The organism is Aurantimonas sp. 22II-16-19i (assembly GCF_002088275.1).
Lineage (GTDB): Bacteria > Pseudomonadota > Alphaproteobacteria > Rhizobiales > Rhizobiaceae > Jiella.
On record NZ_AQQS01000011.1, the window covers coordinates 23,049 to 40,571 of the forward strand.

The 17,523-nt window shown below is 61.5% G+C and carries 19 protein-coding genes; 6 read left to right on the forward strand and 13 right to left on the reverse strand.

Translation table 11 applies throughout. The annotated features are described in order from the left end of the window. Positions 1-26: 26 nt before the first annotated feature. Both ATO4_RS10725 and ATO4_RS10730 read right to left on the reverse strand, forming a co-directional pair. On the reverse strand, positions 27-794 hold the full coding sequence (locus tag ATO4_RS10725; protein WP_245308683.1) for a DsbA family protein: 768 nt from the start codon (positions 792-794) through the stop codon (positions 27-29). Positions 795-836: 42 nt separating this feature from the next. Beyond that, positions 837-1,772 (reverse strand): heparan-alpha-glucosaminide N-acetyltransferase, encoded by a 936-nt coding sequence (locus ATO4_RS10730; protein ID WP_245308684.1) that lies wholly within the window; start codon positions 1,770-1,772, stop codon positions 837-839. A gap of 49 nt (positions 1,773-1,821) precedes the next feature. On the opposite strand from ATO4_RS10730, the gene ATO4_RS10735 reads away from it, so the two are divergent. Further along, positions 1,822-2,256, forward strand: a complete 435-nt coding sequence (locus tag ATO4_RS10735; protein WP_083591520.1) for a helix-turn-helix domain-containing protein — start codon at positions 1,822-1,824, stop codon at positions 2,254-2,256. A 90-nt stretch (positions 2,257-2,346) separates the two neighbouring features. After that, positions 2,347-2,598, forward strand: a complete 252-nt coding sequence (locus tag ATO4_RS10740) for a hypothetical protein (RefSeq protein ID WP_083591521.1) — start codon at positions 2,347-2,349, stop codon at positions 2,596-2,598. Between the two features lie 79 nt (positions 2,599-2,677). On the opposite strand, the gene ATO4_RS10745 is transcribed toward ATO4_RS10740, so the two are convergent. From ATO4_RS10745 to ATO4_RS10780, 8 genes are all read right to left on the reverse strand, one after another. Next, on the reverse strand, positions 2,678-3,454 hold the full coding sequence (locus ATO4_RS10745) for a L,D-transpeptidase (RefSeq protein ID WP_245308685.1): 777 nt from the start codon (positions 3,452-3,454) through the stop codon (positions 2,678-2,680). A gap of 668 nt (positions 3,455-4,122) precedes the next feature. After that, complete coding sequence (locus ATO4_RS10750; protein WP_083591522.1) at positions 4,123-4,638, reverse strand: copper chaperone PCu(A)C; 516 nt, start codon at positions 4,636-4,638, stop codon at positions 4,123-4,125. A gap of 67 nt (positions 4,639-4,705) precedes the next feature. Continuing rightward, a complete protein-coding gene (locus ATO4_RS10755) occupies positions 4,706-5,317 on the reverse strand; it encodes a hypothetical protein (RefSeq protein WP_245308686.1) in 612 nt (203 codons plus the stop codon). A gap of 142 nt (positions 5,318-5,459) precedes the next feature. After that, complete coding sequence (locus tag ATO4_RS10760; RefSeq protein ID WP_083591524.1) at positions 5,460-6,080, reverse strand: SCO family protein; 621 nt, start codon at positions 6,078-6,080, stop codon at positions 5,460-5,462. After that, positions 6,077-6,562 carry a copper chaperone PCu(A)C gene (locus ATO4_RS10765; protein WP_083591525.1) on the reverse strand — a complete coding sequence of 162 codons (486 nt, stop codon included), beginning with the start codon at positions 6,560-6,562 and terminating at the stop codon, positions 6,077-6,079. Before ATO4_RS10765 ends, ATO4_RS10760 begins: the two co-directional genes overlap by 4 nt. Then, entirely contained in the window at positions 6,559-7,029 is a 471-nt protein-coding gene (locus ATO4_RS10770; protein ID WP_083591526.1) for a DUF411 domain-containing protein, read from the reverse strand. The genes ATO4_RS10765 and ATO4_RS10770 overlap by 4 nt, the downstream gene beginning before the upstream one ends. Positions 7,030-7,055: 26 nt before the next feature. Continuing rightward, positions 7,056-7,649: an isoprenylcysteine carboxylmethyltransferase family protein gene (locus ATO4_RS10775; protein WP_083591527.1), complete on the reverse strand. Its 594-nt coding sequence runs from the start codon at positions 7,647-7,649 to the stop codon at positions 7,056-7,058. Next, complete coding sequence (locus tag ATO4_RS10780) at positions 7,646-9,868, reverse strand: heavy metal translocating P-type ATPase (RefSeq protein WP_083591528.1); 2,223 nt, start codon at positions 9,866-9,868, stop codon at positions 7,646-7,648. The genes ATO4_RS10775 and ATO4_RS10780 overlap by 4 nt, the downstream gene beginning before the upstream one ends. A gap of 219 nt (positions 9,869-10,087) precedes the next feature. Here ATO4_RS10780 and ATO4_RS10785 point away from each other — a divergent pair, with 219 nt between their 5' ends. Beyond that, the gene (locus ATO4_RS10785; RefSeq protein ID WP_083591529.1) at positions 10,088-10,900 is read left to right on the forward strand and encodes a DUF1849 family protein; all 813 of its coding nucleotides are present in this window, start codon (positions 10,088-10,090) and stop codon (positions 10,898-10,900) included. Between the two features lie 162 nt (positions 10,901-11,062). Here ATO4_RS10785 and ATO4_RS10790 read toward each other — a convergent pair whose 3' ends face one another. Next, entirely contained in the window at positions 11,063-12,073 is a 1,011-nt protein-coding gene (locus tag ATO4_RS10790; protein ID WP_245308687.1) for a murein L,D-transpeptidase family protein, read from the reverse strand. Positions 12,074-12,426: 353 nt separating this feature from the next. Between ATO4_RS10790 and ATO4_RS10795 the strand changes: the two genes are divergently transcribed. Together ATO4_RS10795 and ATO4_RS28320 are read left to right on the forward strand one after the other, a co-directional pair. Then, positions 12,427-13,584 carry a cell wall hydrolase gene (locus ATO4_RS10795; RefSeq protein WP_245308688.1) on the forward strand — a complete coding sequence of 386 codons (1,158 nt, stop codon included), beginning with the start codon at positions 12,427-12,429 and terminating at the stop codon, positions 13,582-13,584. A gap of 109 nt (positions 13,585-13,693) precedes the next feature. Then, positions 13,694-14,641, forward strand: coding sequence for a peptidylprolyl isomerase (locus ATO4_RS28320; protein WP_083591531.1), 948 nt, complete (start codon positions 13,694-13,696; stop codon positions 14,639-14,641). Positions 14,642-14,787: 146 nt separating this feature from the next. On the opposite strand, the gene ATO4_RS10805 is transcribed toward ATO4_RS28320, so the two are convergent. Together ATO4_RS10805 and ATO4_RS10810 are read right to left on the reverse strand one after the other, a co-directional pair. Further along, positions 14,788-15,342: a L,D-transpeptidase gene (locus tag ATO4_RS10805; protein ID WP_083591532.1), complete on the reverse strand. Its 555-nt coding sequence runs from the start codon at positions 15,340-15,342 to the stop codon at positions 14,788-14,790. 408 nt (positions 15,343-15,750) lie between these two features. Further along, positions 15,751-16,263, reverse strand: coding sequence for a transglutaminase-like cysteine peptidase (locus ATO4_RS10810; protein WP_245308695.1), 513 nt, complete (start codon positions 16,261-16,263; stop codon positions 15,751-15,753). Between the two features lie 509 nt (positions 16,264-16,772). On the opposite strand from ATO4_RS10810, the gene ATO4_RS10815 reads away from it, so the two are divergent. After that, on the forward strand, positions 16,773-17,450 hold the full coding sequence (locus ATO4_RS10815; RefSeq protein ID WP_083591534.1) for a class I SAM-dependent methyltransferase: 678 nt from the start codon (positions 16,773-16,775) through the stop codon (positions 17,448-17,450). Positions 17,451-17,523 lie beyond the last annotated feature (73 nt).

The following is a 17,523-nucleotide window of genomic DNA, read 5'->3' on the forward strand; positions in this document are numbered from 1 at the left end:
TCCTCCGCAATTCGCGTTGCCGCTCTCTATGGCTTTTCCTCAATGATCGCGGCCATCTGGTCGGCGGGAAGCGAGCCTGCATATTTGTCGCCGTTGATGAAGAAGGTGGGCGTCGCGTCGACGCCGAATTCCTGCTGCCCGCGCTCCTGCGTCTCGACGATCTGCTGTTGGAGCTCCTTATTGTTCAGGCAGGCGGTGAAGCTCTCCTGGGTGAAGCCAGCGAGCTTGGCGATGTTCAGGAGCGCGGCGGAGGCGTTCTCAGCCCGCGCCCACTGGTCCTGCTGGTCGAAGAGAACGTCGATCATCGCCGTGCGCTTCTCGTCGTCGCCCGTGCAGCGCGCCAGCATGAAGGCGGCAAGGGCGCGTGGATCGAAGGGGAACTCGCGGATGATCAGCTTCGCCTTGCCGGTGTCGATGTAGTCCTTCTTGATCACAGGATAGCTGCTCTCGTGGAAATTGGCGCAGTGGCCGCAGGTCATCGAGGCGTATTCCACGATCGTCACGGGCGCGTTCGGATCCCCGATCACGATATCCGGCAGCGGGCCCTCGGCCATGAGCTCGGCGACGTCCACAGACCCGGCGGGCTCCGGCGCCTCGACGCCTACGGCTGCCGATGACTCGGCCGTCTGTCCAGTTTGTGCTTCGGCTGCCGATTGTGCTGCCGCGCTCGTGGCTCCAATCGCCGAGCATCCGAGCAGGGCGAGAAGAAGAAGGCCTGGGCCGCGCCCTCTCAACTTGCAGGATGCTCGTGAGGGCACGACTATCTGACGACTGTGCTTGATGATCCCGATCACTGCTGATCTCCGTGGTTGAGGATGGGTGTTGGCTTCGGCAAACTAGGTCGCCGCCAGTCGGGTGAAAGCGACGAAACCGCCGAACAGAAGGGGCTGGTGAAGCAGGTAGATCGGCAGCGTTCGTTTCCCGATCCACACCAGTGCCCTGGTGAGGGCGCCTTCCGCAGGCTTCTGCGATGTATGTCCTGCCGTCTGCCTGGACAGGAAGAGGCGAGTGCAGCCCATCCCGGCGAGCGTGACGCCGAACCACGGGAACACGGGAACGAAGTCGTTCGCCATTGGCGGATTTGCGGCAAAGCCGATCCAGGCGAGGATTCGGGTGTCGAAGGTGGATGTCTCAAAGAAGAAGGGCGCCGCGAGCATCACCAGGGCGGCAAGCAAGATCAGCCCTGTCGGAAGCGGCAGGAAGGCAAGTCCGAGCACCGAGGCCAGCGCGATCGCATGGAGGATCCCGAAATAGATGAACCCTTCGGGGAACAGGACATAGGTGATGATCGAGATCGCGGCGGCGGCCGCGACGAGCTTGGCAAGACGTACAAGAAACTTGCGCCAGCGAACGTTGCTCTCGTGGGCCAGGACCAGGCTGACGCCGGCGAGAAACATGAAGGAGCCGGCAAGGGCGCGGGCGAAGATCGTGACCGGCCCGCTGAACATCACTGCGGGCGAGATGAAGCCGAAGAAGTTCAGGTCCCAGCCGAAATGGTAGAGGACGACGCCGATGATGGCCAAGCCGCGCCACACGTCGACGAAGACGTACCGTGCCGGAGAGGCGGGCCGGGTTTGCGCGACGCTTGTGCCCCTCGTAGCCGCCTTCGCGTCATCGAGGGTCGCCGACATCAGGTTTCCTCGCCCTTGGCCGGCGAAGAAAACGCCGCGCAGCTTGCGACCCAGCAGGCCTTTTTCTCGGCGGGATGGGCAGAGCGCACCGCGACTGAACGTCCCAAATTGAAGAGAGTCATCCCTGAGCTCCTTGCACAATATCTCGCGCGCCGATAGTTCCTCCAGCGACTAGAGGAGCAAGCAAAAAATGGCTAAACGTGGATATTCCATCGGCGAAGCCTCACAGCGCAGCGGCGTGAAGGTCACGACCATCAGGTTCTATGAGGGCATCGGACTGATCTCACCTCCGATCCGAACGGAGGGAAACCGTCGCCAGTACCGGGAAGAGGAGATCGAGCGTATCACCTTCATCCGGCATGCGCGCGAGCTCGGCTTCGAGATCGAGGACATCCGGGGCCTCTTGAGCATGGCCAAAAGGCCCAACGCCTCCTGCCAGGAGGCCGATCGGATCGCCCGTCATCACATGAAGGGCGTGGATCGCCGGATCAACCAGTTGAACCTGCTCCGCAAGGAGCTCCAGCGAATGATCGATGAATGCGGACACGGCCGGGTCTGTAACTGCCGCGTCATCCAGACGCTGGCCGACCACTCCCAGTGTCAGCACCACCTGACCGACGCTTGAGTCCGGCGCAGCCCCGGAATATCGCTTGCTCCTACAGCGGCTGGAGGAACTATCGGCCTCCTTCATGGATCTTCTCGATGGAAGGCGCTGATGAGACGAGCCCTGCACAATCTGGCGATTGGCATATATGCCTTCGTCTATGCCGTTCTTGGCCTCCTCCTTGGCGTCACGACCGGCTTCCTCACCTTGAAGCTTGTGGAGACCATCTTCGGCCTCGGCAACGCTTCTCCGGCCCTTCTTCAATTGGCCGTCGCGGGCTGGGCGATACTCCTCGCGGTGCTCGCGCCCGTCGCGTATCTCAGGTCGTCGGCAGGCGATCGTCTGTCCCAAAGCGGGACCTGATCCCGGAACAGGAAGTCTGAAGGGGCCGGCGCCGGTGAGCCGGCCTAAGCGGATCCCGCTAGGCCGGGCTTGCTGCAAGCTATGTCGAAATCGCCGTCGATTGATCGGGAATGACCACGATCGGTGTGCCGTCCGGGACGCGGCCGTAGAGGTCGATGACATCTTGGTTCAAAAGGCGGATGCAGCCCGAGGACACAGCCCGTCCGATCGACCATGCCTGATTGGTCCCGTGAACGCGGTAGAGGGTGTCCCGCCCGTCCTGGAAGATGTAGAGCGCCCGAGCGCCCAGGGGATTGTCGAGGCTCGGCGGCATGCCCCCATTGGCGGCACTGTAAGGCGCCAGTTCGGGCTGCCGCTCGATCATCTCGGCGGGCGGAGTCCAGGTCGGCCATTTGCGCTTGTAGGCGATGACAGCACGTCCCGACCAGGAGAAGCCGTCGCGGCCGACACCGATCCCGTAACGCATGGCTTTTCCGCCTTCCCTTACCAGATAGAGATATTTAGCGGGTGTGTCGACGACCAGCGTTCCGACGCGCTCCTGCGTCGGGTAGTCGACGACCTGCCGCCAGAGATGCGGCTCGAGCTTCCTGACGTTGACGGCCGGGATCGGAAAGCGTTCATTCGGCAGAGCCTGGTACATCGCAGGACGAATTGGCTCCGGTTCCGGTTCGGGAACGATGATGGGCGCCGGTGTCGGCGTGCCGACGCAGCCCGAGAGGGCGACGGTGGCCGCTCCGATCAGAAAGGCGCGGCGATGGACCTTGCTGCCGACGTGAGCGAGGCTGCCTTGGTGAGGTGAAGAAGCCGGCAGCGGACGCATGTCGGTCCCGCTCCGCCGCTTTTTGAGATTGATCATGCTATTTCCTCGAAATGTAAGTCAGTGTGGAGCACGAGCGTGCTCGCCGGACCCGAAGCGCGCGTTTGCGGGCTCTGCGACAGGGCGCACCAGAAAGCGGTGGCTGCGGATGGGATGCTCTTTCGGCGAGGGCTCAGGCGCTCGGCTTTGTCGCGTTCAATCCTGAAGGCACGACGAGAGCCTCGCGTCAGACCGTCGCCCTCCGCAGCAGAGGATTAGGCGGCCGATCGATACGGGCCGACGCTTGTCCCGATCCGTGGCTTTTCGGGGTAGGAAGAGGAGACGAAACCGATCGGTGACAGCCGACGACGACGGGCGGGGAAGCCTGAACGGCGGCAAATTTGCAATGCAAGCTGTCGGATGGGAAGGCGTCGCTCGGTCCGGACGGTGACGGTATTCGGTCATCGGCTGCGTCGCCCGTCATGGCGAGGAGCGCCACGGCGCTTGGCTCCAGCATGAGCAGATCGTTGCAAGAGCCGGGCACGGGCTGGGCGAGGCTCACCGATCCGAGCAGGAGATTGGCCAGCAGCATGAGCCGAATGAAGCACTTCATCATCGAGGTCTTAGCAGCAGGGCCGTTGCCTTGCGCTTAAGACACGGACGAGATTGATTCATCTGGCTCGGAAAATGGGCGATGGCGCCGCCATCAAAGGTCCGCAGGCGCAGCGTCAAGGGCGCCCCGTCTGCGGCATGCCGTGATGGTGATCTTCGAGCGCTGCCCCGTCAGGCTTGATCATTGCCGCGACTTCAGCCGACGTACCGTTCGCGTAGAGGATTTCCAGACTGACCTGTTCACCCACGCGGAGCGCCAGTTTCCCAGGATCGATGGATAGAAAGACCCCTCCAGGCCGCATCAACAGTTCAGAATGGGCAGGGATCGAGAGGGTCTCTTGCACAACCACCCGCGCCTCGCCCTTTGTCTTGACCGTCTGGACGAACGTGATCTCCTCGAAGGCACTGCTGCGCATGTCAGTGATGCTGGTGCTTTGGTCTGTCCCATTCCAAATGACCAGGTAGCCCTCCAGCGACGGATCATCGGAGTTTGAAGAGATGATCAGATCCGCGTGCTCAACGACGACTTCGGCAGAACGTTGCGGTTCCTGCGTACCAGCGCTCAATCCGATGCTGCTCTGAGCGAGAAGAGTGGCAGTGGTTGCCAACAACGGGGCTATGCGGCCAAACATGTGCGGCTCCCTTACGCTGAGTTCAGGGGCGGTTCACGGTAACGGTCCGCGTCCGCTGCGGCGGTGCCTATGTGTTCAATTCCTGCAGCGTGTTGATGTAGGCCTCCGGGAAGAGGAGCGAACTTGGTGTGCGCAGGCCCATATATTGGGCGATGTCCCCCACGAAGGCACTGCAGTTGTAGAGCACTGCGTGCCAGACCGGCGAGCTCGCTTGGAGCTCGCGAATATAGTCGACCACGTCGTCATATTCGGCCTTCGACAGGTCGAGGCGGTAGCGCGCCGTCATGTACTGATCTTCAAGATCGCCGTCGCTCGGGCCGGTCTCAGAGGGAACGGGAATGATGTGCCCGAGCACGTAGGGAACGTCGCTTGTCGAAGCGGGGTGAAGGCCTGCAACCTCCCGTGTGAGAATGTCTCCCTTTGCGTTTCTTCTGCCGAACATCGCAAAGGTGTGACCATAGCTCTCGGCCGAGCGGGCACGAAATTCCAGATAATAGAGTTCCTGGACTGCTTCGCCCGAAGGGGTATCTGCCGTGGGGATAGGATTCGCTGCAGCTCTGTCGGTCTCGAGCGCCCCAGTCGATACGGTGGATACGGGCGGCGTATCGGTTGAACTGCCGGTAGACGCGCACCCCGCCGCAAAGGCGACCGCTACGCCTAGTAATGCGATCCTGATCAAATTTGTTATTCCTGTTTTCATTCTGTCTCTTGCATCCATGCAGGGTTGCTGCCCCGGACCGCTAATTGATTGGACGCCACGTTTCTAACGTCCTTCCGGCGTCGTTAGGGCCGGTGGACGAAATTATTGCCGCCAACGTGCCCTAAATGGCCAAAAGACGCTCGATTTTCTGCCGCTGAACGTCCTTTGATTCGTGGCTGTCCAGGATTCCGAAGAAATCGCCTTTGCGGTCGAACAGGTAGACGCCGGCGGGATGATCGACGGTGTAGTTCCCGCTATCCAGTGGCACGATCGCCCGATAGGCCTTGAACACCTTGAAGGCTCGGTCGACCTCCTCCTCAGCACCCGTCAAGCCAACGATGCGCGGATCAAAGGATTGCAGATACTCGTTCAAACGCTCCGGCGTGTCACGCTTCGGATCGCCGGAGAGCAGCACCACTTGGAGGTCATCACCTTGCGGGCCTAAATCGTCGAGAAGCACTGACAACTCTCCTAGGGTCGTGGGACAAACGTCGGGGCAGTTGGTGAAGCCGAAGAACAGCGCCACTGGAGTGCCACGAAAGTCAGACCAAGTTCGACGCTGGCCTTCATCATCGACAAGCGTGAACTCGCCGCCGATGTCTGCCACGCCGGTTGAGCTAACGGGCGTGATCGGCCGCTGACTTGCGCTTTGTAGGAACATCAACCCCACAACCGAGCCAAGCCCTGTGAAGAGCACGACCACAGCACTCCAAAGGATCCAGCGAAAGACGGTAAAGCTCATGGTTGGTGCCCTCCATGAGCATCCGCTGCCGCTTCGGGGCGCACGCCGAAGCCCTCGACCATAAACTCGATCGGAACCTCTCCTGCCCGTTCGAAAACCAACGTGCCGGCAAAGGGCTTGCCCTTCTGGATCGGCTCCTTAATGCCTGTCAGCATCGCGTGTGTGCCGCCCGGCTCCAGGGTTACCGTCGCGCCGGCTGGGATGGTAAGGCCGTTCGTGAGTGGACGCATCTTCGCGACGCTGTCGACGATTACCGAGGTATGGAGTTCGAAGCCTTCCGATATCTCGGCCGAACCGCCAACTAGCCTGTCCGTCTCGGTTCCATTGTTGGTCACCGTCACGTAACCGGCGCCGGTACGCGCGCCGGATGGCGTCGTCCGGGACCAAGGATGATCAATGACGAGATCTCCCGTCTTGAATTCATGCGCAGCGGTGACGCCGGTGAGGGCGACGGATATGGCGAAGGCGATCGGCAATCTCATTCTGCAGTCGATCCTTTCGGTTGGGGGTAGCTGGCAAAGATTTCGGTTGAGCCATCCTTCAGGACAAGCAGAACATCATAGGGCTCGTCACTCTCGCCCATGCCGGGCGACCCCGCCGGCATACCCGGTACCGTCAAGCCGATCGCGTCGGGCCGCTCGGTGAGGAGGCGTGTGACGTCCCTGGCTGGAACGTGGCCTTCAAGGACGTAACCCTCAGCGAACCCGGTATGGCAGGAGGTCAGCTCCGGCGTCAGACCGGCCCCGGTCTTCTTCGCCCAGAGATCCGCCATGGCAAGGTTCTCGTTGGTGACGTCGAATCCGGCTTCTTCCAGATGCCGCACCCAGCCCAGGCAGCAGCCGCAGCCGGATGTCGAGAACACCTCGACCTTCTCGCCCGCAGCCGCGAGCGCAGAGGTCGACAGCAGGCTTAGCGCGCCTGCCACAAGCAATTTTCGATACGCACCCATGGTGTCTTCCTTCCTTTTGATTTTCTTCAGATCCAGCGTCGGACCGATCGCCGGTAGGCCGTGTAATCGGCCCCGAAGGCGTTTTCGAGGAACATCTCCTCGTCCCACACCTGGATCTCGCAAGCGAGCCAGAACGCCACCGTGCAAGCGACTATCACAGCGGACGGCAGAGCCAAGGCCAATCCCAGCGCCAGCATCAGCATGCCGAGAAACACGGGATTCCGGGACATGCCGAACAGGCCGGTCGTGACCAGCGCGTCCGGAGCCCTCTCCGGAACACCCACTCGCCACCGCCGCCCCATGTTCGACTGCGCGATCGCCGTCAGGCCCGATCCCAGGAGCGCTATCGCCAGCCCGGTGAGGCGAAGCGACGCGGAAACATCGATCATTGGGTGCAACACCGCCCATTCGAGACCGATCGCATAGCCGCCGGCACCGAAGAGCGCTCCGACGATGCTCACGCGGAACAGTCGCTGGGCGGCTTGCTGACGGATGGTGCCGCCGAACCCATAAGCCGTGTGCCCGACCGCCGAGGAGGTTCGCCCGGTGGCGAGCATCAGCCATAGGCAGGCGGCCGCCAGGAGAACGAGAGGTCCGGAGCGAAGAAGGGCGTCGGTCAATGGGCTCTCCAGCCCAGGAGCCGCATGGCGTTGGCCGTGACGAGCACGGTCGCGCCGGTGTCGGCGAGAATGGCAGGCCAGAGGCCGGTGATGCCAAGAAGCGTCGTGACCAGGAACACCGCCTTCAGCCCCAGCGCGATGGTGATGTTCTGACGGATGTTGCCCATCGTCGATCGCGACAGCGCGATCATGTCCGGGATGTCTTGGACCCGGGCGTGCAGGATGGCCGCATCGGCTGTCTCCAGCGCCACGTCCGTTCCCCCGCCCATCGCGATGCCGATGTCGGCGGCGGCGAGCGCCGGGGCATCGTTGATGCCATCGCCGACCTTGGCGACGAGATAGCCGCTCATCTGAAGGTCGCGAACAATCGCTTGCTTGTCCTGCGGCAGTAGCTCAGCACGAGCTTCGATCCCGAGGCTGGCCGCAACAGCTTCGGCGGTCCTGCGATTGTCGCCCGTCAGCATGAGCGTGCGCACGCCCGCCGCCTTCAACGCGGCGAGGCCCTCCCTTGCGTCGGGCCGCGGCTCGTCGCGCATGGCGATCAGCCCCGCGACCGCATTGCCGACCAGCAGTACGGAAACCGTCTTGCCTTCGTGGTTGAGGGCACCGATCGTGAGGTCCCGGTCTTGCAGCGGAACACGCTTCGCGGCGGCTTGCGGGGAGCCAAGGAACACTAGTTCTCCGCCAACGGTGCCGGTGACACCTTCTCCTGGGATGGCCTGTGCATCGAAGGCGGGCGGGACCGGCGCCGAAGAGGTTTTGGCGTGATCGAGAATGGCCGAGGCCAGCGGATGGCTGGATCCTTGCTCCAGAGCGGCCGCCAGGGAGATGACGTCGCGCGCGGACCGGCCGACCGGGATGACGTCGACGACCTTCGGGCGCCCTTCCGTGATCGTGCCTGTCTTGTCGAGCGCGACGGCCGTGATCTTGCCGAGGTTCTCCAGTACCGCGCCGCCCTTCATCAGGAGGCCGCGACGGGCGCCGGCGGACAGGCCGGCAGCGATGGCGGCAGGCGTCGAGATGACCAGGGCGCAGGGGCAGCCGATCAGCAGGATCGCCAAGGCCTTATAAACCCACTCGTTCCACGGCTCGCCAAACAGAAGCGGCGGAAGGACCGCCGTCAGCGCTGCGATGCCGATGACGCCGGGCGTGTAGAACCTCGAGAAGCGATCGATGAAGCGCTCGGTCGGGGCCTTCTTCTCCTGCGCCTCCTCGACCAGCCGCACCACGCGGGCGATGGTGTTGTCGGCCGCGGCCGCGGTCACCCTGACGCGCAGCACGCCGTCGGTGTTGATCGTGCCGGCGAAGACGGTGTCCCCGTTACCCTTGCGCTTGGGAACGCTCTCGCCCGTGACCGGCGCCTCGTCGATCTCGCTCGAGCCCTCGACAATGACACCATCGGCCGCGATCCGGTCGCCCGGGCGAGTCATGATGATGGAGCCGACGGCGAGCCCTTCAGCAGGAACCGACACCGTCCCGCCATCCTGTTCGAGCAGCGCCGTCTTGGGCACGAGGTCCGTCAGGCCCTGGATACTCTTACGCGCCCGGCCCGTGGCCACGCCCTCCAGCATCTCACCGACGAGAAAGAGGAGCACGACGGCCGCCGCCTCTTCCACGGCGCCGATAATCACGGCGCCAATGGCAGCGATCGTCATCAGCATCTCGATCGAGAACGGTGTCCCGAAACGCGCCGCGACAATTGCGCGCCGGGCGATCGGGATCAGTCCGACGGCGAGCGCCAGGAGAAAGGCCCAGCGCTCGATGGCAGGAAAGGCCAACCCAGCGAGATAGGCAACGGCCAGAGCCGCCCCACAAGCGAATGTCAGCAGCGCCTTCTGCATGCGCCACCAAGGCTTATCATCGGCATCATCATGGCTATGCGAGTGAAGACCATGGCCGTGACCATGCTCATGGCCGTGTTGGTGTTCGCCAGAGCAGTGATCATGCTTATGGTCGTGAGCGCTGTCTGTTCTCGCAGACCGTTCACCTGAACCGGTGCCTGCGGCGGATGCGCCGTAGCCAAGATTTTTTACCTGCCGGACAAGCGCTTCGCCCGACATCGCCTCGCCATGGGTCACCGTCATCGTACCGGCTGCGACCGAGACCGCGACGTCCTCCACACCGGGCAGGCGTCGAACGGCCGTGTCGATTTTGGCCGCGCAGGAGGCGCAGTCCATGCCGCTGACGCGGTAGCGTGTTTGATGAAGCGCTGTTGTCATCGAAGGGGATCCCACATTCATGCCGGCATGCTACTTTCTCCAGCGACTGGAGGAGCAAGAGAAAATTCGCGCAAAAATGTCTGACAGTTGAAGCGTCGAAAGCGAGCGCGACTGGCGCTCAAGAACTGCAGCGGAGAGAGTTGCTCTTCAGTGCTAGCTCGGCGATAGAAGCTGGCTGGCAGGAACATCTGGAGTGATGTTGAAGAGAGGGCAGCAGAAATGTCGCATGTGATGGGCCTCTTACTGACAATCCCTGCCGTATTGGCGGCAACTGGATCGATCGCCGCGAGCCTTGCGCCGCATCGAGCGGTTTATGATCTTGTCCTGACGTCGAAATCGATGGATCTGCTGGACGGATCGGGCAGGATCGCGATCGAGCTTCGTCAGGGGACCTGCGGAACGTTCGATCTCGACTATCGCTTCGTTGCCCGGTTTGAGCGCGAAGACGCCACCGTTGTGACCGACCAGCAGACGGTGTCCACCGAGAATACCGTCGCGAACACCTTCACCTTCACCACCAAGACCTTTGTGGATGGCGCTCCGGCGTGGGTGATCCGGGGTCAGGCGACCAATTCAGGGTCCTCGACAAGGGTTGATCTGCAGGAGCCCGAGGTCCGCAGCATCCAGCTTCCGCTGTCGGTCTTTCCGTCTGCCCACACGCGGGAGCTGGTCGAGAAGGCGAAGGCGGGTGAGAGCATCGTTGAGACCAGGCTGTTTGACGGCGACAACGAGGCCGATAAGCTCCTGTCCACCACCGCCCTCATCACTCCGATCGAAGAAGATTCGCCTTCAGCGGAGCGCGTCGCTCGCGAGTTGCCTGAAGAGCTGAGAGGACTACAAGCCTGGAGAGTCAATGAGGCCTATTACAACAGCGACAGCGATCCCGAGGGGCTGCCGCTCTTCCAAACCACCTACACCCTCTTCGAGAACGGCATCTCCGGAGAAATCGCCTTCGACACGGGTGACTACGGCTTCGCAGGGACGCTGACCCAGCTCGATTTGCTTGCGGCACCGGACTGCCCGCGTCAATAGGCGACGATCGGTGGCGGTTGGGACGACCCTCAAACAAATACAAAGTTCAGCAGCAGCTTCACGTTCAAGGTCGCGATCACGACCGCGATGAATCCCGCTAGGCCGATGAGCCAAACCGGCGCAACATAAGGAAAGCGAGCAAGGTCATCCCGATCATCGGTCTCATTCCTGTTCCTGGGGCGAATGCGGATCAGCGAGCGCCGCATCCGGACGGCTGATCGGGACCGACGTCAGCGATGTCCTCCTGGCAAGCGCTTTCTTCCCAACCCGCTCGAGCAGCTTCCTGAAGGTGGGATGCATGCCGCCGTCGGCGTAGGCATGGGCCGAGAATGCAGCGCCATTCGCCAACAGTTGCTCCGCGGCTGCGAGATCAGTCTCGGTTCTGCCTGCGACAACTGGCTCTGCCGAATTGGCAGAAGGAGGGCATGCCGCCAGAGGGTCGCGCGGCTCTCCTCCCTGAAACTCGGTGTCAAAGACATAGCGGCCGCTGCAGTACGAGACTTTGGGTTGCTGTCGGCTCACCTCGAAGACGTCGTTTCCACGCTTCAGATCGGTCCAGAAGGCGAAATTCGGATCGTTACGGTTCTTCGCCAGGTTCTGCGGCGTCATTCGGAACGGAAACGCCTGAACCTGGAAGGCGATCTGGCCGCCCTGGAGCGCTTCGCGGGCAATCGCGTAGATCTCTGCAACGCCCTCGTCGGTCAGCGCGTAGCATCCCGATGACGAGCAGGCTCCGTGGACCATGAGCGCATCGCCCGTGTAGCCGAGAGCCGCCTCAAGCCGGTTTGGGTAACCGAAGTTGAACGACAGGTAGTATTGGGAATTTGGGTTCAGCATGCCGGCGTTAACATGATAGAAGCCCTCCGGCGCTTGGCGATCGCCGTCCTGTTTCTTCGGACCCAACTTCCCGGACCATCGGCACATCGGATAGACCTTCAAAAGCGCAAACTGGCCACTGCGGTCGCGTTTCCAGATCTCCAACTCGCTTTCCTGCTTGAAGATCCTGATCAGGATAGGCGCCGAGGGAGACATGGATTTCCGCGACATCTCGGCCATGAGCGCTGTGGGAATAGGCTGTGTCGCCTTGCTGTCTACCTCAAGAACGCTGGAGACGCATGCGCTCAGCACGAGGGCCAGCGCCCCGATCCCCGCCATCCTGATCGCTTGCAGCATTCTCTAAACCCGTGTCTGGTTCGCGCATCCCATTATTGCGCGATAAGGCTGTTCCGCCCAGCTTCGACATAGTGTGGTTAAGGAGACGTTGTCGCCAAACTGTGTCGAACAGCTTGCAAATCTGGATCAGCGCTCGGTCTCAACCGCTCGTCGGTGCGCTCCTGAGCAATCGGCGGTCGTGTGCCGTGCCATACAATCGCCTCCGAGCGCCCGTTAACCGCCGATTAGGGTTAACAGATAATGATGACCCGCATTCGGTGAGGGGGATCGGGGGACGTCATGGGAAACCACCGGAACAACAGACAGTTCGCGGCTTGAAGTTGCCAGTCCGCTCAATTGTTAAACGCGCTGTCTTGTTCGGCTTGATTTCGTGCGCTTCAGTTCTCATTCCGAGCGAGCAAGCGACGTTCCAGGAAAGAGCAGCGTCCGGACGCGGCGCGGCCGCTCTAGAGCAGCATTTAGAGAGGGTCGCCGCTTCCAAAGAAGCTGCAGGGGTTAGCCAGTCGCTCGACGGTTTAGGATCGGCAGGTAAAGAACGTTTAGAGGCTATTGACCGACATAAGATTAGCCCGGAAGCCGCATCTCTAACCATAACGGCAAGCGTTGCAGAAAGACCGCAACGCCTGCCTCGAGTTTCGATGGTTGAAGCCAGTAGAACCTCCTCCGGGAAGGGAGGCCGTGTTCTCGTCGCCGCGGATCATAGCCGCTCAAGTTCTCTCAACTTAATACGGCGTCAAGGCATTCTGCGGCCGGCACTCGGGACCGGAGACGAGCAAGTACGCACGACGCTCGCCGGGCCAGAGTCGATCGAGGGTCGCGTCCGGACCGCCACGGTTTTTCGTTCAAGGTACTCCAATCTCCGATCACCCGAGGCTGGAGACGGAGAAATCAATGCGCAGTTGCCTTCCAGCTCTAGTGAACGTGCAGCAGATGCCGCCGGTAAGAAGGACGAGCTCCTGACGCTTGCCTATGCGCCCGCAGTCAGACCGGAGCTTTCGCCTTTCGATCATGTTCTCGGTGAGCCGAAGAGGAGCTTCGTGCCGCCGCTCGGGCCGGAAGACCACTCCTGGGCCGCAACGCCACTGCCGGCCTCCGCCTTCGCAAAAGATGAGCAGACGTGCCTTGCCAATGGCCTCTACTTCGAGGCGCGCGGCGAAGAAGAAAGGGGTCAGGCCGCGGTCGCGCAGGTCATCCTCAACCGTGTCCGCAATCCAGCCTACCCCGATACCATCTGCGGTGTCGTCTATCAGAATCAGAGTTGGAAGAACCGTTGCCAGTTCTCTTTCGCGTGTGATGACATCGCGGATCGCATCACTGATCGCCGCGCCTATGAGACAGCCGAGCTTATCGGCCATAAGGTCACCAACGGAGAGATCTGGCTTCCGAGCGTCGGTTCCGCCACCAATTACCATGCAACCTATGTCAGCCCGCGGTGGGCCCAGGCTATGAAGCGCGTCGACAAGATCGGACGCCATATTTTTTATCGGACGTTCGGCGGTGGCTGGGATTGAATGGCGGCGCTTCGTTCAGTTTTGTTATTCCACGGCCGCTCGCGAGACTCACCTTTCAGGATAGCGAGGCAAATCTAGGCTGGCTCAACTCTCAGAAGGGTAGCATCATATGACATCTCTTGGCCTTCGTGGTTTCGCAGCCGCGGCGGTGATGGCAGGAATGATTGCGCCGGTGATGGCGCAAGTGCCGGCACCCGCCCCGTCCTCATCGCCCTCCGAACAGCATGCGCCGGAGAGCGACGATGCCGTGGTGGCGACGGTCAATGGTCAGCCGATCATGAGATCCGAGGTCTTGGAAGTGATCAGCGGCTTGCCGCCACAGTACCAGCAGGTGCCGATCGAGGTGCTGATACCCGAGATGGCCCAACAGATCGCTGCCGTCCGGCTCGTTGCGGAGAAGGCTTATGAGGCCGGACTTCAGAGCGATCCAGAGGTGCAGGCGCGCATAAAAGAGGAGGAGCGCCGTGTTGTCGGGGACGTCTGGTTACAGCGCGAACTGGATCGTCGCATGAGCGACCAGGCATTCCAGGAGGCCTTCGCGGACTATCTCGCAAACAATCCACCACAGGAGCAGGTGAAGGCACGCCACATACTGGTGGAGAGCGAGGACAAGGCCAGAGAGCTTATCGAGCAGCTCACGAATGGAGCTGAGTTCGAGGATCTGGCCAACGCAAATACGACAGATCCGTCTGGAAAGCAGGTGGGCGGTGATCTCGGATGGTTTGCACAAGGGCAGATGGTGCCCGCCTTTGATGAGGCTGCGTTCGAATTAGACGCCGGGGAATTTACGATAGAGCCGGTCAAGACGCCGTTCGGATGGCATGTAATCTTGGTTGAGGAGAGGCGAATCCCTCCGCAGCCGACTTTGCAGGAGATAAAGCCGCAGCTTCATGAACAACTTGTTCAAACCCTTGTGCCGCAGATTATGGCCGAGGTGAAGCAAGGGGCGGACATTCAGATGATGGATGTGAAAGGCGAGATGCCGAGTTCTCGCGAGGCAGCACCGGCAGACCTGATTTTCGGCACCGTGGTCGATAAACCGGAATCGCAGCAATGATAGGCAGAGAAGGCGCAACCTCGCGCCGGGGTGCAGCCACGTCGTAGGACCGATCAGTTACCCCAGGAGACACTGGAAATTGAGGCGAAGGCTATGCTCATCGAAAATGGCGTCGTCTGTCGTGGGCTGATGCGGGATCCACGCGTTCACCGCACTACCACCACCTCGGCTCCGACGCTGACGCGGTCATAAAGGTCGATGACGTGGTCGTTGATCATGCGGATGCAGCCGTTCGAGACCGCCTTGCCGATCGATGACGGCTCGTTGGTCCCGTGAATCCGGTAGAAGGTATCCTGGCCGTTACGGTAGAGGTAAAGGGCCCGGGCGCCGAGCGGATTTCCCGGGCCGCCCTTCAAGCCGCCAGCGTATCTCGCGTACTTTCCCGGCTCGCGCTTGATCATGTTCGGGGTCGGCGTCCATCGCGGCCATTCAGCCTTGCGTCCGACAATGGCATCGCCGGAAAAGCGCAATCCCGCCCGGCCGACGCCGATCCCGTAGCGCCGGGCAAAGCCGCCTTCTTTCACCAGGTAAAGGAACCTTGCACCGGGGTCCACCACGATGGTGGCGGGTCGATAGCCGGAAAAGGGTACGCGCTGGGGCAGGAATTGCGGATCGAGCTGGAACTCGCCGTGCGCGCCGGCCTCGGTGGCGAGGACCATCCATGCGGCCACGCCGGCCAGAAGCTGCCGCCGATCGATCATCTGCTGCTCTCCCTCAAGTCAACATCCATGACGAATGAAGCAGATCACCATAGCGGCGGTAAATCTTCCGTTGCCATCGATGCGGCGAGGTTCAGGGATAGGGGCTTTCATCTGCCAGGATTGAACGATGTGACTGAAAACATCGGTCGAATGCCCTCACCAGCGTTGGCCTTGCGCCACTAACCTGAGGGTGGAGCGGCCCTCTCATAATCCTCACTTCTGCGCTTCTGCCAGCCTTTGGGTGTTCCTCGGGCGGGATTTCGACAGCGCGTCAGCTTCGATTTGAACACAGCCGCTCAGGGTTGAATTGCGCGCTCCGCGGAATAGGGACTGTCGGGTTTACAACTTTGGTTCCCCGCCCCGCGTCAAGCGCTAGGATTTGGACCAGCCCCTGCGCGATGAGATCGGTCAGCGAATGCTGCCTACGAGGATGTCGCGGTCATCGGCAATGGCGACCCATTTTCCCGCGTCCCGCTCCGACTGCCGCTTGAGATAAAGGTAATCCGTCTCGTTCCAGGCAAGAATACGCTCATCCAGATTGTCGAGCACGAAGTCGCCTTGATCGGTCCGTACGGTCAGCACGGCGTGTCCGGCGCCGTTGCGCTGACGCAGGACGGTGATCAGGAGCGCCGAGCGCGGAACCCCGGCGCGCTGGAGCATATACTGCTTCAGGAGCGCATAGTCTTCGCAATCGCCTTCGGTCGTGGGGTAGGACCAAAGCTCAGGGACGCCAAACATCTCCTCGTCGGTTCGCGGGAGGATAGCCGCGTTGACGGAGCTGTTCACCTCGACCATCTGCTCCCAAACTTCCGCAGTCAGCTCCGGGGTGGCTGCCGGTGCATTCGGCTGGCACTCCGTCGGATACTGCTGGCAGAATTCATAGTGGCCGACGGGTTGAGATGTCGTGCCGGTTGTGGGCATCCACGAAGGATTCGCCGCCGCATTGGTGCAGGAAAGAATAACGGCAAAAAGCCCGAGTGTGAGATTGGTAACCAGCTTAGAACGCGTTAGCATCTTCGTCTCCTCGTCTATGAGGAGAAGAATGACACGCCGGCTTTACTCTCGATCCAAACTCGGCACTCCAATTTAGCTCAATTTCGAACGAATGTTTTCAGAAATTCCCGGCTGGAGAGCGCACTTACAATATGAAGGTCGTCTTCAATCTCCCGAGAAGGCCTTTTGCCGCTCCAATTCTTCGATCATGCCGACATGGATAGACGGTCAGCAGGAAGCATCGTCCCTCGCTCGATATGTCCAAAACTAAGGCCGAAACTATTGCCCCGTTGAGGAAGTCGGCAACGAGCACAGGTTCCGGTGAGCCGATCGTGTAGAACGATCTGCTGTCGCGTTCTAGGGGCTGAAGTCGCGGTTTCCCTCCTAGCGAACCGCGGCGCCATGGGAGCGTTCCCAGTACTGAGGGAGTTGAGCGTGTGGCCATCCTGAACAGCAATGAGGTGCGGCGTCTCTACGATGAGCAGGCCGGTGCATACGACGCCAGTCTCGCCCTGTTCCGGCTATCGGGGCTACGCCGCTGGCGCGCATCGCTCATCAATGCGCTTGAGCTGTCGCCGGGCGACACCGTCGTTGATCTATGCTGCGGGACGGGGGAGAACCTGCTCCAGCTCGCTCGGGCGGTGGGGAGCGGTGGCCGTGTTGTCGGTGTGGATCTGTCCGCAGCGATGCTGGAGCGAGCGCGGGAGAAGGTCGCGCAAGCGGATTTTTGCCACGTCGAGCTGATAGAAGCGGACGTGGCCACGTTCGATCTGCCGCCCAGAACGCGCTCGGCGCTCTCGACCTTTGGCCTGGAGATGGTGCCGGAATATGAGCGGGTAATCGCCCGGACGGCGCATCGACTGCCTGTCGGCGGACGGCTCGGCTTGATCGGCCTCAAGCACCCGCAAGGCTGGCCAGACTGGCTGATCAATGTTGGTGTACGGCTAACCCGACGCTTCGGCGTTAGTCGCGATTATGAGCGATTCCGGCCGTGGGAGGCGGCGCGACAACACATGGCGGTTATCCGTCTCGAACGACGGTTGCTCGGCGCTGGTTACCTCTGCGTAGCGGAGAAGAGGGCGTCCGCTTGTGAGGTCGCGCGCGATCGCGCCTAATGACTGCCGTGGGTGCGGATTTCCGCCCTCCTGCGACCTCTCGCTGTCGCAAAAATCCCACGTTTCGAATGTC

What these genes read in the sequence shown, in the direction of transcription:
- ATO4_RS10805 (WP_083591532.1), bottom strand. Translation starts at nt 15,342, where the DNA reads ATGATCGATCGGCGGCAGCTTCTGGCCGGCGTGGCCGCATGGATGGTC.
- ATO4_RS10740 (WP_083591521.1), top strand. Translation starts at nt 2,347, where the DNA reads ATGAGACGAGCCCTGCACAATCTGGCGATTGGCATATATGCCTTCGTC.
- ATO4_RS10745 (WP_245308685.1), bottom strand. Translation starts at nt 3,454, where the DNA reads ATGATCAATCTCAAAAAGCGGCGGAGCGGGACCGACATGCGTCCGCTG.
- ATO4_RS10760 (WP_083591524.1), bottom strand. Translation starts at nt 6,080, where the DNA reads ATGAGCTTTACCGTCTTTCGCTGGATCCTTTGGAGTGCTGTGGTCGTG.
- ATO4_RS10780 (WP_083591528.1), bottom strand. Translation starts at nt 9,868, where the DNA reads ATGACAACAGCGCTTCATCAAACACGCTACCGCGTCAGCGGCATGGAC.
- ATO4_RS10785 (WP_083591529.1), top strand. Translation starts at nt 10,088, where the DNA reads ATGTCGCATGTGATGGGCCTCTTACTGACAATCCCTGCCGTATTGGCG.
- ATO4_RS10790 (WP_245308687.1), bottom strand. Translation starts at nt 12,073, where the DNA reads ATGCTGCAAGCGATCAGGATGGCGGGGATCGGGGCGCTGGCCCTCGTG.
- ATO4_RS10770 (WP_083591526.1), bottom strand. Translation starts at nt 7,029, where the DNA reads ATGGGTGCGTATCGAAAATTGCTTGTGGCAGGCGCGCTAAGCCTGCTG.
- ATO4_RS10735 (WP_083591520.1), top strand. Translation starts at nt 1,822, where the DNA reads ATGGCTAAACGTGGATATTCCATCGGCGAAGCCTCACAGCGCAGCGGC.
- ATO4_RS10810 (WP_245308695.1), bottom strand. Translation starts at nt 16,263, where the DNA reads ATGCCCACAACCGGCACGACATCTCAACCCGTCGGCCACTATGAATTC.
- ATO4_RS10750 (WP_083591522.1), bottom strand. Translation starts at nt 4,638, where the DNA reads ATGTTTGGCCGCATAGCCCCGTTGTTGGCAACCACTGCCACTCTTCTC.
- ATO4_RS28320 (WP_083591531.1), top strand. Translation starts at nt 13,694, where the DNA reads ATGACATCTCTTGGCCTTCGTGGTTTCGCAGCCGCGGCGGTGATGGCA.
- ATO4_RS10765 (WP_083591525.1), bottom strand. Translation starts at nt 6,562, where the DNA reads ATGAGATTGCCGATCGCCTTCGCCATATCCGTCGCCCTCACCGGCGTC.